Source organism: Corynebacterium sp. MSK122, assembly GCF_030229435.2.
Lineage (GTDB): Bacteria > Actinomycetota > Actinomycetes > Mycobacteriales > Mycobacteriaceae > Corynebacterium > Corynebacterium marquesiae.
On the sequence record NZ_JASPHV020000023.1, the window covers coordinates 23,228 to 38,120 of the forward strand.

The following is a 14,893-nucleotide window of genomic DNA, read 5'->3' on the forward strand; positions in this document are numbered from 1 at the left end:
TCCACAGGGTGTTAATAATTGTGTGAAATTCACATTTCACAGGTTTTCTCCACAGCCTGTGGATAACTTTCTACCCATTGTGTTAACAAGCCTTATAAATTTGGGCATTGACCTGCATAAGGAGCATTGTGGATTATCAACCTCGCGCTGTGATCGTCGGCGCAGGCCCGAATGGACTCACGGCCGCGGCGCGCTTGGCTATGGCCGGATGGAGTGTGGATATCTACGAGCGCGCCGGCCGGGCCGGTGGTGCGGCAGCATCCTCCGCGGAGATTTTCCCGGGCACGATTGTGGATCTCGGCGCGGCCGGGCACCCCTTTGGTGTAGCGAGCCCGGCCTTTCGCGCCCTCGACCTGGAAGCCCACGGTCTGCGGTGGCGCAATGCGCCTTATCCCATGGCCCATCCGCTAGAAGGCGCGCCGGCCGGGATCTTGCACGGTTCTTTGGCGGACACGGCGGCGGAGTTGGGAGCCGATGCCCAGGCATGGAGGCGGTTGCACGGGCACATCGTCCGCCACATCGATGAGCATGTGGACAATGCGCTTACCCCGTTGGTGCGTTGGCCCGAAAGACCCGTGCGCTTGTCGCAGTTTGGCGCGGCCGGAGCCCTGCCTGCCAGTAGTCTCGCGCGGGCGGCCTTTCGCACACCCCAGGCCCGCGCGCTCTTTGCAGGCAGCGCGGTCCATGCGATTACCTCGCCCACCACGCCTTTGACCTCGGCGTTCGGCCTGCTCTTTGGCGGGCTAGGCATGACCCGCGGCTGGCCCGTGGTGGAGGGTGGCACCGGTGCTCTTATCGACGCCCTCCTTAACCTCCTCCGCTCCCACCATGCCCGCCTCCACACCGGATGCGAGGTCACCGATCTGCGGGAGCTGCCTCCGGCCGAAGCGATCATCCTGAACCTGACCCCGCGCCAGATAATGCGGCTGGGCGGTCTGGAACTGCGGGGCGGCACTCGGCGGAGCCTGGCGCGCTGGCGCTATGGCAGCGCCGTCTTCAAAGTGGACTTCCATCTCAGCGAACCCGTCCCGTGGGCCGATCCGCGCGTGGGTCAGGCCGGCACCGTGCACGTGGGAGGCACGCTGGAGGAGATATGTGGGGCTGAGGGGGACGTCGGCAAACGGCGTATGCCTAAGCGACCCTTGGTATTAGCATGCCAGCAATTTGTTGCCGACCCCTCCCGAGGGCAAACGCTGTGGACCTATGCGCATGTCCCGCGCGGCTATGTGGAGCGCTATCCGGGTGAGGTCACCGAGCTGATTGTCGCCCAGATCGAGCGCTTTGCCCCCGGATTTCGCGATACCATCCTGGCCACCCACGCTACGAGCCCGGCCGATCTGGAGCGATGGAATCCCAATTTAGTGGGCGGTGATATTGCCGGCGGTGCCATGACTGGGCTGCAAACCCTCCTGCGTCCACGTTTGTCGGCCCATCCGCACCGCCTCGCCCCGGGGGTATTTGTGGCCTCTAGCTCCGTCGCTCCCGGCGCTGGTGTGCACGGTATGCCGGGGTGGTGGGCAGCGGAGGAAGCGCTTAGCGCGTGGAACGACGCTGCCAAATAAAGAAGCCTGCGCCGATGAGCCAGAGGGTGGCGGCGGCGAAATACCCAGGGATGGTCGTGGTGCGGGGCAGGTAGGAACTGCCTGGGATGAGCCCGGCAATCACGGGCTCGAGGAGGAAGCCAAGGACGGCGAGATAGTCGAACCAGCGGAACCGTGCTGCGGCCGCGCCGGCCAGTCCCAATACCGGTCCAGAGATGAGCGCCAGGATAAACCACTGGGCGTTGTACTCGAATGCCTCGCGCCAGTTATATACACCGAAGACCACGAGCAAGGCGTAGTGCACGGCCAGCATCAAGACGATAATTCCCGTGCCGGCCAGGAGTGCTTTGCGCCACCGGCCCGGAAAATCCTTACCCATGAGGTAGCTAAAGATTCCCCACACCATGCCCGAGCCCAAGACGTTGCCTAGGTAGTTGCGCACGGAAAGGCGGAGGGGAGCGGCGCCGGTGAGGAGGGTGGCGTCGGCAAACGCGATATGCACGGCCGCGTAGGCAACCGCAATGATGAAGCCAGCAGCAAAAATATGGCGAGACATTTAGCTCCTAGATATGAAAAATCCTCGCCACCTACAGGAAGTAGGGGCGAGGGAACAGGCTGGGAGCTCTAGCTTAGCGCCAACCCATGGTCATCAACAGGCCAATGATGGCGAGCCCGAAGCCAATGCCGTAATTCCAAGCGCCGAGGTCTGCCATGAACGGGATGTCCTGGCCAGCGAGGTAATTGACCACAAGCCACAGCAGGCCGATGACCATCAGGCCCAGCATGATGGCGACGTACCACTTCGGGGTGCCCTCAGAATTGATCTTGACGGGCGTGCGGTTGGTAGTAGAGCTCGAGGTAGGGACGGAGGAGCTCTGGGAAATCTTTGACTTCGGCATAAGATACCTTTTCTAGATTTAAGTTCTTATCTAAGTTCTTACTGAGGCCTTAGGATACCAGCAGTTATGGCTGCGGCAGAAGTGCAGCGGGGTCGAAGTTCCACAGGCGGATATCAATATTTTGATCCTTGCGCATAGTATCGCCCGGGTTCACAGACGCCCAGCCAATCTTATTGGCATCCACCAAGGCACCGGTAGGTGCCGGCTCGCCCACGATGAACTGCCCGGTCCAGCCAGCCTCCCGCAGTGCAGCCTCCGCCTGGCCTTGATTCTTGCGTACCAGGTCAGGGGCCTTAAAGAGCATTCCATTGGATACCTCAACGGTAACGGGCTTGCCCTTTTCCAGCTCCGCGCCCTGATTGGAGACGCTCAGCACCGTGCCCTTCGGCTCCAAGGAATCTACCTCGCGCACGTCTACGTCAAAATCATTCGACTCTAGGCGGCTCTGGGCATCCTCGACATCCATGCCGGCAACATCGGGAACGCGCTTCTTCTCGACGCCCTTAGATACCGTCACCCGCACCTTCGATCCCTTGGACAGCTGCGTGCCGCCGGCCGGGTCCTGCTTGATGATTTGGCCGGCCGGGGACTCATCGTTTTCTTCCGAAACATCGGAATTGAGCACCAAGCCTGCCCCTTCGAGGGCCTGAGCAGCCTCATCCAAGGTCATGCCGGTGATATCCGGAACGTCCGTAATCTCCTTGCCAGAGGAAACAGTCAGCGTAACCGAGGCGTTCTTCTGCAGCTCGGAGCCTGGGGCCGGATTAATGCGAATGGCATTATTGCGTGGAATATCCGGGTTGGCCTCCTCATTGACGGTGACCTGCAAACCCATGTCTTCTAGTTCCTTAACCACCTCGTTGCGCGGGCGGTTTTCCACCTCTGGCACGGTGATTTTGTCCTGGTGAGCCGATTGGGTCTGGCGTGGCTTATCTTCAGAGTCTTTATCGTTGGAGAAGAAATCCCAGGCGAAGTAGCCCACGATGGCTACCAAGAGGGCGGCCAGGAAGGCTGCCAGCCACTTCATCCAGCCGCCACCCTGATTGTCATCGTCCTCGGTGGGGCGGGTGGACTGGATTGGCGCGCGGTGCGCGGCCGCAGCTGGTGCGGCGGCACCGACCATTTCGGTAGGCTGCTCGTCTTCTTCCTCGTTGACGTGCATGCGCGCCGCCGCGGTGATCTGCCCATTGCGCAGGCGTTCCAAATCGCCGGCCATCTCCCAAGCGGACTGATAACGATCCGCCGGGTGCTTGGCCATAGCGGTAAGTACTACCGCATCGATATTGACGCGCTGGGTAGGAGTCAGCGAGGGATCCGCAATGAGCTCCGACGGCGGCGTCGGCTCCTCCTGCACATGCTGATACGCAACCGCAAAGGGGGTTTCGCCCTCAAAAGGCGTATGGCCAGTGAGCGCCTCATAGAGCACGCAGCCCAGCGCATAGACATCGGAGCGGGCATCCGCGTTCTTACCGCGGGCCTGCTCCGGGGAAAGGTACTGGGCGGTGCCGATAACGGCGGAGGTTTGCGTCATCGCCGAGGTGGAGTCATCCAAGGCACGGGCGATGCCGAAGTCCATCACCTTCACCTGGCCGGTGTTGGTGAGCATAATATTTGCCGGCTTGATATCGCGGTGGATAATACCGGCCTCGTGCGAGGCTTGTAGTGCATCCGCTACCGGTTTGAGGATATCTGCGGCCTCTTGGGCGGACAGAGCGCCATCCTCGCGAATGATATCGCGCAAGGTGCGGCCGTTGACCCGCTCCATGACGATATATGGGATGGTCATGCCATCCAGCTCGGTTTCACCGGTGTCATAAACCGCAACGATATTGGGGTGATTCAGCTTGCCCGAGTTCTGGGCCTCGCGGTAAAAACGCTCGCGGAAGTTGACGTCGCGCGCCATTTCCGGTCGGAGCATCTTCACCGCCACTTGGCGGCCTAGGACGGTGTCTTCGGCAGCATAGACCTCAGACATGCCACCGGCGCCGATGATCTCGCCTCTCCGATAGCGGTCATTGACCATCGCTTAGTCACCCTCCTGTGTAAGTAGATCGGCCAAGTCTCCGGGGAGCTCATTAGCCTGCGAGTTTACTGGAGTATCCAGCTCAGGTGTAGTTTCAACGTGCGTATCCTGCGGATTCTGTTGCGTTGGTACGGCCGGGGGCTGTTCCTGGCGAGTAGGCGAGTGGCGCGTGGGTGCCTCGCGGTGAGTCGTGCGCGGGGCTTCTTCCAGATTGGATTCCTGCGGCTCCGTCTCTGTCACCGTCACCGGTTCTGGGGCCTCTTCCGTATCTTCGTCCGGGGTGTCCTGCGGGGTGGTGGTGGGATCGCGGTACTCCGTAACTACCGAGGTCTCCGGGGTGCTAGAGGGCTCGCTGTCGCCCTCGTTATCGCTCAAGTTGTGGTAGGCAGCGTAACCACCACCGGCCACGGCTGCGAGGAGCAGGGTGATACCCAGGCCCTTCAGGAAGGAGGATCCGCCCTTGGACTCCTTGTGCGCAGCAGTGCCCGCAGCCGGATGGATCGTGGTGGGCTGGGCAACGTTGCCCAACATCTCCGTCGATGCGGACGGAGAGGGCTCGGGTGCGCGTTGCGTTAGCGGGGCGGACTTAGGCTGCGGCGGGCGCTTGCCCAAGCGAACTGCGGAGATGGCCAGGGTGAACTCATTGCCATCGGCGTAGCGGGTGGCCGGATCCTTGCGCAACGCAATGCGGATGAGCTCGCGAGCCGGGGCGCTGATATTCGTCGATAGTGGCTCCGGCTCCTGGTTGATGTGGGCCAGGGCGATGGACACGGAGGAATCTCCGGTAAAAGGGCGCTTGCCGGCGAGCATTTCATAGCCGACGACGCCGAGCGAATAGACGTCGGAAGCCGGCGTGACGTCCTTGCCCTGTGCCTGCTCGGGCGATACATATTGCGCGGTACCCACCACCATGCCGGTGCGGGTCAGCGGCACGGCCGCAGCCGCCTTGGCAATGCCAAAGTCCGTGATCTTGACCTGGCCATTTTGCGTAATGAGGAGGTTGCCGGGCTTAATATCGCGGTGGACCAGCTCCATGCGGTGAATGATGGAGAGGCCATGCGCCGCCTGCTCGAGGACGTCGAGAGCGAGCTCTTCTTGCAGCGTATTTTCGCGCGCCAAAAGGTCTGCGAGGGATTCACCGCGCACATACTCCAAGGCCATGAAGCAGAACTTGCGGCCGTTATCCTCTAGCTCGCGGTAGTCATAAGTGGCCACCACGTTCTCGGACTGAATGGATTCGGCCGATTTTGCCTCGTTGCGAAAGCGCGAGAGGAACTCCTGGTTATCGGAAAATTCCGGGCGCAGAACCTTGAGCGCTACCTCACGATCATTGCGGGTATCATCGGCCAACCACACGGTGGACATTCCGCCGTGACCGATGATCCACTGCAGCTCGTAATCGCTGCCAATCAGTGCCTGGAGATGTTCCTTATTCTCGGCGCTATTCATTACTGCTCCCCCTGGTATGCGCGCAGGATAGCGCGGCCAATTGGGCCGGAAACCTTGCCGCCCGTCGCGGACTCACCCAAGTTACCACCATTTTTCACCACGACGCCTACCGCGATATCGCGTTCCGGATCGAAGGCAACGTACCACACATGCGGGGCCAGCCCCTCGCCGTGCTCGGCGGTGCCGGTCTTGGAGGCAAAGCCGTTACCGTCATAGCCCCAGGACGAACGCTCGGAGGCATACATCAAGTCAGTAAGCGTCGCCGCAGTTTCCTCATTAACCGCCTGGTCCGCCTTCTTCGGCTTGGTGGTGCGGACGTCCTTCATCTGGGCGTCGGTAATGCGATTGACCAGGTAGGGCTGCATGCGGGTGCCCTTATTGGCGACGGTGCCCGCCATGACGGCTGCCTGCAGCGCGGTCATGGTGACGTCGCGCTGGCCAATGACGGACTGCGCCGTGGCCGACCCATCCGGCAAATCACCCAAGGTGCCGGCGGAGGTAGACACGCCGAGGTCGTAATTCTCGCCCACGCCAAAGGCCTTGGCGTACTTGCGCAGCTCATCAGCGCCGAGCTGCTCCGACATTTCTACAAAGGCGGTATTGCACGACAGCGCAAAGGCGGTCTGCAGGGTCACCGCATCCTGACCATTGCACTTTTGGTTGTCGTAGTTAGTCAGCTCCGTCACCGTATCCGGCAAGGTAATGACATTGGAACCGGTCAGGGTGGAGGAAGGATCAAAGCCATTGTTAAGGCCCGCCGCGGTGGTGATGATCTTGAAAATGGAGCCAGGAGGCAAGGTCTCTGCACCGGCGTGGTTGACCAGCGGCTGCCCCTCCTGCTCCTGCAGGTTGGCCCAGGTCTCCTCGGCAGAATCACCCATTAGATCATTGGGGTTGTAGCCGGGGTTGGAGGTCATAGCTAGAATCTTGCCGGTGGAGGGCTGAATGGCAACCGCCGAGCCCTCGTAACCTGAGCCCACAAGCTGATCGTAAGCCGCCTGCTGGAGTGCAGGATCGATGGTGACCTCTACATTTGCACCCTGCTTCGGCTTATCGGCTAGAGCATCGAGCCAGTTTTGCTTCATTAAAGAATCATCAGTGCCATTGAGGATGTCATTTTGGGAGGACTCTAGTTCCGAGGCCCCAAATTGGCTCGACAAGTAGCCGGTCAGGTGGCCAAAGGCCGGTGAATCAATGGGGTAGGAGCGCGAGTAGGTCTCGTCTGGGTTCTGCGTCGACTGTGCCAATACGGTATTACCCGCAAAGATTTGGCCGCGCGGGGTGGTCTGCATTTCCATGAAGCCGCGCATATTCCGCGGATTATGGGCATATTTATCTTCAGAAAAAGCCTGAATCACCGTCAAGTTGACCAGCAAGATGGCCGTCAAAATGATGGCGAACAGTGACACTAGGCGGATGGATCGATTCATCGGTGAGCCTCCTGGACCGACGGGAACATGGAGGTATCGCTCGGAGCATTGCCCGAGGTCTCCTGCATGGGGCGACGAGCCGCGTTAGAGATCCGCAGCAGAATCGCCAACAACACGTAGTTAGCCATGAGAGAGGAACCACCGGCAGACATGAATGGCGTGGTCAAACCGGTCATCGGCAGCAGGGCAGAAATACCGCCGGTGACCACAAAGACCTGAACTGCCAAGGTAAGAGAAAGACCGGAAGCCACCAGCTTGCCGTAAGTATCGCGGGTGCGCAGCGCAGTGCCAAAGCCGCGGGTGGCCAGCATACCGAAAAGCACCAGTACGGCGGTTAGGCCAATGAGGCCGAATTCCTCACCGATTGCGGCAAGGATGAAGTCCGAGTGGGCCACCGGAACCAGCTCTGGATGCCCCTCGCCCAAGCCGCTGCCAGAGATGCCGCCCGAAGACATGCCGAATAGCGACTGGGAAAGCTGGAAGCCCGTGCCATCATAATTGCCCAGCGGGTCTAGGAAGTTAGAAAAGCGTTGCTGGATCTTCGCGGAGATCTGATAAATACCAAAACCACCAACGCCAACGAGGATGACGCCGATAAGCAGCCAGCTCACTCGGCCGGTGGCCATGAATAGCATGCCAAGGACGGTGCTAAACAGCAGCAGTGCCGGGCCGAAGTCATTGGAAATGCCCATGATGACGATCGCGATGGCCCACACGATCAGGATGGGGGCGAGGTCACGAAGGCGCGGCAGGGAGATTCCCAGTACGCGGTATCCCGCCACGGTAAACAGGGAGCGCTTCTGCGTCAGCAGCATGGCAAAGAACAAGATCAGCAAGATCTTGGAGAACTCGCCGGGCTGGATGGAAAAGGGACCCAAGTTTATCCAGATGCGTGCCTCCACGTCCGCAGGCTGCGGCCATACCAGCGGCAGGGCTAGCAGGATGAGGCCAGCAGCACCCAAAATATAGGAGTAGCGCGTCAGCGACCTGTGATCCTTCAAAATAGCTAAGACCAGCACAAAGAGTACAAGTCCGACGATGGTCCACATGACCTGACGCACCGCGAGCCCGCTTTCATTGACCAGATCCAGGCGGGCCAACATGATGAGCCCCATGCCGTTGAGGATCGCCACAATCGGCAGCATGATTTGATCGGCATGCGGCGCTAAGAAACACATCACCAAGTGGGCAACGGTGAAGACGCCGATGAATCCGCCGATGAGATAAACCAGGTCCATCGTCAGCGCATTGTCTTGGGATAGCTCCAGGCTGACCAGAGTAATAGCGAAGACAATGGCGGATAGGATGAGCAGGCCGAGTTCGGTGCCTCGGCTAAAAAACTTTTTCACAACCTACACCTCCCGGCAGGTAACGCCAGGCTTGTTTTTCTTGGCATCCTTTTTATCTTTTTGGCTCGGTGCAGTGATACATGGCTTGAGCGCCTTATCGCCCAAATCATTGATCTGTTGCTGCACCTCACCTAGATCACCAGTGGAGAGATGGTCGACGGCGCTGCGTTCAGATTCCGGCAGGTCCGTGACCTTCAGCGGCGTGAAGTCGCCCTCGCACGGCTGGCTGGAAAAGAGCAGCGAGTTGCTGTCATTAATGCACACGTTTTGGTGCGTGGAGTGTAGTTCCTTGCCAAAGACGGAGTAGTCAGCACCCTGTTGGATAGTGATTTCCTGCGCCTCGTTGGTGGACACGTAGTAGTTATTGGACAAGAAGTTCTTCACCCACAGGCCGGCACCAATGACCAGTGCGAGCACGATGAGCAAGGCAATGAGGACCTTCCAGCCGATCTTTCGGCCGGAAGTTTCGTCCTCCGTGTCGTCGTCGGCATGCTCGGGGCGCTCGTTCTCGCCCTCGGCCATGACGGCCGGTGGAATTACTTGCGGCTTGCGGGAGAGCTGTGCCGCCCGCGAAGCAGAAGAATCCGGGTGGGTGGGCTCTTCCGTCGGGCCGGCGAGCGCGCCCACGCGGAACGGCTCATGTTCCTTGGGCTTTTCTTCAGTTACTTCACCGATTACGACGGTGACATTATCCGGGCCGCCCGAACGGATAGCCAGGTCCACTAGGGCGGATCCGGCCTGCTCGATGCTGCCTTGACCCAGCGCGGTTTCAATGGTGGACGCGGTCACGGGGTCCGAAAGGCCATCGGAACACAGCAAGATGCGGTCGCCCGGCTTGGCGTCGAGAGTAAACAGCGTTGCTTCAACCGGACGGCCCGTATAGGCCTTTAGGATGAGGGACTTTTGCGGGTGTGACGAGACGTCGCCCGGGTCCAGCTCGCCCTTGTCCACCAAGGATTGCACGTAGGTGTCGTCCTTGGTGATCTGCTTGAGCTCGCCGTCGCGCAGCAGGTAGCCGCGGGAATCCCCCACGTGACAGACGCCGAAATCCGTGCCGTTAAAGAGCATGGTGGACAGCGTGGTGCCCATGCCTTCGGTTTCTGGATGCGCCTTGACGTGGTCACTGATGGCCTCATTGGCCTGCTCGGCGGCAGCTTCCAGCAGGGCCTTGGTGTCTTCCTGACCCGGATCTTGGTCCAAGATTTCTAGGTGGTTGACCATCAGCTCGGAGGCAACCTCGCCCGCCGCATGGCCACCCATGCCATCGGCCAAGATCAAAAGGTGAGGACCGGCGTAGCCCGAGTCCTCGTTGTTATCGCGAATGAGGCCGCGATCGGACTTAGCAAAGAAGTTCAGCTTCAGTGTCATGCGTTCAACCTCACGGTGGTGCGGCCCAGCTTAATTTCGGAGTCCGCGCCGACTACCTCGGGTTGGTCGATGCGCACGCCATTGACAAAGGTGCCATTGCGAGATTCCAAATCCTCCACAACCCATTCGCTGCCGCGGCGGAATAGCCGGGCATGGTGGCCAGAAGAATAATCGTCGCCCGTGACAAAATCGCAGTCCGAGGCGCGGCCCAGCGTGCAATCCTCCAACGTGCCCAACTCCATATGGGAGCCCTGCAGGGGACCCTCCACGATGGACAGCTGCTTAATCGCTTCCCGACGCCGCGGTGCGCCAACCTTCTTCGACTGCTGGCGGATAGCGCCGGCGGACTTATTGGTATCGCGACGCATGGCGTTTAAGGCCACCAGGATAAAAATCCAAAGCAGAGCCAACAAGCCGATGCGAAGCGCCAGCATGATGACTGCATCCATGGCGACCTCCCTTCCTTAACTGAACTTAGTAGCTGTGCGAATCAAGGCCCGTGATGCGAACCTCGATGTGGGAATGGCCCATGGTGATCACATCGCCATCGGCAAGCAGCCAATTATCAATCGGCGTCTCATTCACCGTGGTGCCATTGGTGGACTGCAAATCCACCAGCACCGCATCCTGGCCGTTCCAGGTGATTTCCGCGTGCTGGCGGGATACGCCAGTATCCGGCAGGCGCAGGTCCGCGTCATTGCTGCGGCCGATAATATTGGAGCCTTCTTGCACGTGATAAACGCGCGAAGAGCCATCCTGCAGCATCAGGTTGACTGCTGGGCCCTGCGGCTGCGGGGCGGGTTGACTATCTGGAGCAATGAAAGCGGTAGTTACCGCGTCATCAGCCGTATTCTCGTGCTGCTCGGTCATCTGGTCCTCCTGACCATCAAAGTCGTGGAAAATAGCCTCAAATCCGGTCTCTTCCGTGGGCTCGTGATCAATAAACGAGGACACGCGAAGCTGACCCGTGCGCAAACCAGATTCTTCTGCCACTCGCACGATCACGGGGCCCGCGAGGGACCATCCGCTATTGCGAATGAAGCGCGACAACTGGTCTGCACAATCGGCCGGCAAATTGCGATCCTGCGACAAGTTCTCCAAATCCTTGGAGGAGACACCCACAGTCATTACGTTCGGACTATAAAGGTTGTCATCGTCGCCGCGCGCGAGATTGTCCTGAGCTTCTTGCTTCAAAAGCTCATCAATTTCCGCGGGAACGACCTTGCCGCCGAAGACAAGGGCCATGCCGTTATCAAGGCCGCGTTGCATGGCGGAGTCCAGCTTCGCCAGCTTTTCTAAAAACGCCACGAGCCATTCTCCTTTCCACCATGCAGCGATCAGTAGCGATCAGTATAGTTTGTTCACTACCTCGAAACGTAGATGGCGACGCGAAAGTTCCCAGAAATTTCCCTTCTCTTTGCCCGAAATAGTTTATTTTTCCTGCAGATTTGTAGTTCTGAGCAGCATTCGTGGTATCTTTATCAAGTCGCTAAGACATCCACACCCTGCCCGGGTGGCGGAATTGGCAGACGCGCTGGCTTCAGGTGCCAGTGTTCGATAAGGACGTGCGGGTTCAAGTCCCGCCCCGGGCACCATGAGCAGTTGTACAAACTGCGACACCGGAGGTAACAAACTCGAAAGGGTTCGTGACCTCCGGTTTCTTTGTATTTCTGAACTTTAGCGGTCGAGGATTGCAAGTGTGGGGATTTACATCCTAACTCCCGCTCTCGGCTGTTAAACTCTTGTTTTCGATGGTGTCAACAAGTCATCTTGCTTGTTATCTTGATCTGACGCCCTGGCATTGGGTCTTAGGCATACTGTGTAGGCAGTCGGTTCGAAGTCGGACGACTTTGCTGGGCTTGGATGGCAAGGTTGAGCGGCTAATTATTTTATCGGGTGATTTAGTAGTTCGTTTGGGGGGCTGGGGCTTTACGTTTGCGGTATCTCAGCTGGGGCCCATAAGCCAGTCAGTTTTTAGGGATTTGTTGTACGGGAAAGCCGGTGTACTTAATTCTTTCCCGGCTTTAGCTCCCACTTTGGGGCACTTGGAATCCTCCAACTGAGATGTTTTCCTTGGGGTGTTGGAGGATTTCCTAGCTGTTGAATCCCGATTTAAGAATTAATCGACTGGGCTGACGCGGATAAGGTTTCCATCAGGGTCGGCAACTACGAAGGTGCGGCCGAAGACGTCATCGTAGGGTGGCTGCACAATTTGGACTCCTTTTGATTTCCATAGACGGTATGTCTCATCAATGCGGGTTGCCGGTCCATCCAACATCAAACCTATTTCGCTTGTTCGCGGTGCTTGTTTCTCCATGTGGGTGTTATGGCCGGTCCATACAGCAAACAGGACATCCTGTGAAATTTCGAATGCTACATATCGAGGACTGATGAACGATGGCTGCATGTCGAATAAATCGCTGTAGAAGGCAGTCGAGGTCTCGACATCAGAGACATAAGTCAGGAAAAGATTGGGGGTTGGCATTGCCATTCTCCTCTCGGTGAGTGGTGTTGTTTACGTGGCCAAAGCGCATTGGACCAAACAAACCTGACAAGGAGTGTCATATTCCGAAAAATATTGTGGTTCCAGTGATAATTGCGGCATGAGATCGGCGCGACTGTTGTCTATGCTCTTGTTGTTGCAAACACGAGGCCGTGTTACGTCTGCGGAGTTGGCTTCACATTTTGAAGTTTCGCAGCGCACAATACTGCGTGACGTTGATGCGCTCTCGGCCGCGGGGATACCTGTTTATACGGAGCAAGGTATGCATGGTGGGATTGTGCTTGATAGGCGTTCTCGGTTGAATGCTTCTCGATTGGATCCGATTGAGATTCAGCTGTTGAGGATTCTTGGTGTTGGGGCGGATTCACTCGCGCACTTGGGGTTTGGCCAGGACATCGCCTTGTTGCAGGAGAAGTTGAACGCAGTCTCATTCTCTAGAGCATCCGATACTCATAATTTGGAAGAGAAGGTTCTATTTGATTCCAGTGGCTGGTTTAGCAATGAAACCCAAAGCGACTTAGAAGGTCTGCTGGAGGCTGTACGGAATGAAGCTCGAATTGAGGTGTTGTATCGCCGAAGTGGGGACAAGAAGCTGCAACGTGCTGTGGCTGATCCTTATGGGCTTGTGCACAAGGGTAGACGTTGGTACTTGGTCGTCGATGTCGATGGGGAACCAAGGATGTTGGCAGTCTCGCGCTTGGAAACCTTTCGCGTTTTAGGTCAAGCTGCTCAGCTTCGTCAAGGGCAAAGTTTGGCAAGGGTGTGGGCGCAGCTCGTTGCAAAATTGGAAGAAGACATGCCTGTTCGTATCACCGCACTTCTTCGAGCGAATAGGCTTGATATGGCATCTCGCATTTTGGGATCACGGCTTATCCACCATGAACCCGTGGACGAAGACTTTGTCCGTATCGTGGTGGGATATGCGGATATTCAGGGGGTAAGGCAATTGCTTCAGTTTGGGGACCATATCTGGATCACTGATCCCCCAGAAGCGGTAAAACTCACTGCTGATCTGGCTAATGAACTTGCGAAACGACATAGTGGGACCACAAGTCCTGGATCATAGAGACCATTGATGGGCATCGGGATACCGTCGTAACACCTCTGCTGAAACGGAAAGAAGTGCGCTAACAAATTAAGAGCCCTCGAGAGTCTGGGGTTGCCCGCAATTTGTGGACACGTAGTGGAGCTACCTAGTGGTGAGGCAGCTATTTCTTTTCTGTTTGTGGTTAGACCAATTCGGTTCTCGAAGTCGACGGGGCTGGCCATCCCGAGTGCTTCAGTGCCGGCGCCGACGGTTGTAGACGACTTCAATCCAGTAGGCAACGGCCTTCCGTGCGGCATCACGGCATCGCCATCATTGGCGACCAGCACTTGTCATTCCGTGTTTGGTGCACACCCGCTTTAGATGGGGCATCGAGGAGGATTCCTATTCATCCTCTCATGGTGAACCTAGGCAGCTAACACACCGGCACTCCACCGGGGTATTTAAGGACCCAGACTGGGTTATCCCTCCAGATAAGTGAAATCATCCTAATAGCAACGCGCCAGAATGGCTAACCATCTAACCTCGCCAACACATCGTTTCGTTTAGACCGAACTTTCTTTGCTCCAAGATCGTAGCAATTCGAGCAGTTCATCCTGTTGTGTACTGGACAGGTGGTTGAGTGCTTTTCGCTCAGCTGTGGCATGGGCTTCAACGATGGACATTATTCGGTCGCGTCCTTCTGGCGTTAGTGTCAGAGTTTTTCCTCGCTTATCGCTGAGATTTATTTCTTCATCAATGAGTCCTTGCTTCTTGAGCTTGTTAAGTCTTCCGGTAATTCCGGCCTTTGACAGAAGTAGGTCGTGTGCAAGTTGTCCCGGGGTGATGTTTTCCTGGCGGAGGATCGTTGCTAGAACATCGAAGTCGCCTGGAGCTAATTCAGCTTGTTCATGGATGGTCGTCACTTCGTTTTTGATTGCTCTTAACAGATGGGTGAGGCGAAGAGTTGTTTCCATTGCATCCACATCGACGTGGGGATTTATCCTCGCCCATTTGTTCATGGCTGTGGAGATGGGGTCCATTTTGTTCCTTTCGGGTTGCTGAAACTTAGTGTAGCGCTTGACAAAAGAAGTTCGGTAGCGAACTATATAGTTTGTCAGCGAACAATCTATGGAGATTTGAGATGTTAATTTCTGAACCCGAAATAGTGGCAGATGCTTGGCGGAATCAAGCGGTGGATGCGCCACGCTTGAATAGTTCGTTAAGTATTTCACGTGGGGTTGCGCCGCCGAGGATTTGTCGGGGTGTTTCGTTGAGCTCATTTTGCACCCACGCGACATGTTCGG

At 57.5% G+C, this 14,893-nt stretch carries 13 protein-coding genes, 1 tRNA gene and 1 pseudogene; 3 read left to right on the forward strand and 12 right to left on the reverse strand.

Translation table 11 applies throughout. The annotated features are described in order from the left end of the window. The first annotated feature begins 128 nt into the window (after positions 1-128). Positions 129-1,562, forward strand: a complete 1,434-nt coding sequence (locus QP934_RS09560) for a phytoene desaturase family protein (RefSeq protein ID WP_419127403.1) — start codon at positions 129-131, stop codon at positions 1,560-1,562. On the opposite strand, the gene QP934_RS09565 is transcribed toward QP934_RS09560, so the two are convergent. From QP934_RS09565 to QP934_RS09605, 9 genes are all read right to left on the reverse strand, one after another. After that, positions 1,534-2,097, reverse strand: coding sequence for a hypothetical protein (locus tag QP934_RS09565; protein WP_269954005.1), 564 nt, complete (start codon positions 2,095-2,097; stop codon positions 1,534-1,536). The genes QP934_RS09560 and QP934_RS09565 overlap by 29 nt on opposite strands. A 73-nt stretch (positions 2,098-2,170) precedes the next feature. Then, entirely contained in the window at positions 2,171-2,440 is a 270-nt protein-coding gene (gene crgA / locus QP934_RS09570; RefSeq protein ID WP_198492290.1) for a cell division protein CrgA, read from the reverse strand. A gap of 64 nt (positions 2,441-2,504) precedes the next feature. Then, entirely contained in the window at positions 2,505-4,463 is a 1,959-nt protein-coding gene (gene pknB / locus QP934_RS09575; RefSeq protein ID WP_419127404.1) for a Stk1 family PASTA domain-containing Ser/Thr kinase, read from the reverse strand. A 3-nt stretch (positions 4,464-4,466) separates the two neighbouring features. After that, positions 4,467-5,912 carry a serine/threonine-protein kinase gene (locus QP934_RS09580; RefSeq protein ID WP_049378412.1) on the reverse strand — a complete coding sequence of 482 codons (1,446 nt, stop codon included), beginning with the start codon at positions 5,910-5,912 and terminating at the stop codon, positions 4,467-4,469. Then, a complete protein-coding gene (locus QP934_RS09585) occupies positions 5,912-7,342 on the reverse strand; it encodes a penicillin-binding transpeptidase domain-containing protein (RefSeq protein WP_419127405.1) in 1,431 nt (476 codons plus the stop codon). The genes QP934_RS09580 and QP934_RS09585 overlap by 1 nt, the downstream gene beginning before the upstream one ends. Then, complete coding sequence (locus tag QP934_RS09590; protein ID WP_049378410.1) at positions 7,339-8,691, reverse strand: FtsW/RodA/SpoVE family cell cycle protein; 1,353 nt, start codon at positions 8,689-8,691, stop codon at positions 7,339-7,341. Before QP934_RS09590 ends, QP934_RS09585 begins: the two co-directional genes overlap by 4 nt. A 3-nt stretch (positions 8,692-8,694) precedes the next feature. Then, positions 8,695-10,059 carry a PP2C family protein-serine/threonine phosphatase gene (locus tag QP934_RS09595; protein WP_419127406.1) on the reverse strand — a complete coding sequence of 455 codons (1,365 nt, stop codon included), beginning with the start codon at positions 10,057-10,059 and terminating at the stop codon, positions 8,695-8,697. After that, positions 10,056-10,508: an FHA domain-containing protein FhaB/FipA gene (locus QP934_RS09600; protein ID WP_005329668.1), complete on the reverse strand. Its 453-nt coding sequence runs from the start codon at positions 10,506-10,508 to the stop codon at positions 10,056-10,058. Before QP934_RS09600 ends, QP934_RS09595 begins: the two co-directional genes overlap by 4 nt. Before the next feature lie 25 nt (positions 10,509-10,533). Further along, positions 10,534-11,367, reverse strand: a complete 834-nt coding sequence (locus QP934_RS09605) for a DUF3662 and FHA domain-containing protein (protein ID WP_005326268.1) — start codon at positions 11,365-11,367, stop codon at positions 10,534-10,536. A 199-nt stretch (positions 11,368-11,566) separates the two neighbouring features. Here QP934_RS09605 and QP934_RS09610 point away from each other — a divergent pair. Further along, a tRNA-Leu gene (locus QP934_RS09610) sits at positions 11,567-11,654 on the forward strand. 524 nt (positions 11,655-12,178) lie between these two features. On the opposite strand, the gene QP934_RS09615 is transcribed toward QP934_RS09610, so the two are convergent. Then, on the reverse strand, positions 12,179-12,544 hold the full coding sequence (locus QP934_RS09615; protein WP_023020229.1) for a VOC family protein: 366 nt from the start codon (positions 12,542-12,544) through the stop codon (positions 12,179-12,181). A gap of 73 nt (positions 12,545-12,617) precedes the next feature. Between QP934_RS09615 and QP934_RS09620 the strand changes: the two genes are divergently transcribed. Continuing rightward, positions 12,618-13,628, forward strand: a complete 1,011-nt coding sequence (locus tag QP934_RS09620) for a helix-turn-helix transcriptional regulator (RefSeq protein ID WP_205690673.1) — start codon at positions 12,618-12,620, stop codon at positions 13,626-13,628. Between the two features lie 524 nt (positions 13,629-14,152). Here the strand turns inward: QP934_RS09620 and QP934_RS09625 are convergent. Both QP934_RS09625 and QP934_RS09630 read right to left on the reverse strand, forming a co-directional pair. Beyond that, on the reverse strand, positions 14,153-14,629 hold the full coding sequence (locus QP934_RS09625; protein WP_005323677.1) for a MarR family winged helix-turn-helix transcriptional regulator: 477 nt from the start codon (positions 14,627-14,629) through the stop codon (positions 14,153-14,155). A 145-nt stretch (positions 14,630-14,774) separates the two neighbouring features. Next, positions 14,775-14,893: pseudogene (locus tag QP934_RS09630) on the reverse strand (IS30 family transposase); the annotation flags it as partial.

Coding starts and splice junctions, on each gene's coding strand:
- QP934_RS09565 (WP_269954005.1), bottom strand. CDS start 2,097: ATGTCTCGCCATATTTTTGCTGCTGGCTTCATCATTGCGGTTGCCTAC.
- crgA (WP_198492290.1), bottom strand. CDS start 2,440: ATGCCGAAGTCAAAGATTTCCCAGAGCTCCTCCGTCCCTACCTCGAGC.
- pknB (WP_419127404.1), bottom strand. CDS start 4,463: ATGGTCAATGACCGCTATCGGAGAGGCGAGATCATCGGCGCCGGTGGC.
- QP934_RS09580 (WP_049378412.1), bottom strand. CDS start 5,912: ATGAATAGCGCCGAGAATAAGGAACATCTCCAGGCACTGATTGGCAGC.
- QP934_RS09585 (WP_419127405.1), bottom strand. CDS start 7,342: ATGAATCGATCCATCCGCCTAGTGTCACTGTTCGCCATCATTTTGACG.
- QP934_RS09595 (WP_419127406.1), bottom strand. CDS start 10,059: ATGACACTGAAGCTGAACTTCTTTGCTAAGTCCGATCGCGGCCTCATT.
- QP934_RS09600 (WP_005329668.1), bottom strand. CDS start 10,508: ATGGATGCAGTCATCATGCTGGCGCTTCGCATCGGCTTGTTGGCTCTG.
- QP934_RS09615 (WP_023020229.1), bottom strand. CDS start 12,544: ATGCCAACCCCCAATCTTTTCCTGACTTATGTCTCTGATGTCGAGACC.
- QP934_RS09625 (WP_005323677.1), bottom strand. CDS start 14,629: ATGGACCCCATCTCCACAGCCATGAACAAATGGGCGAGGATAAATCCC.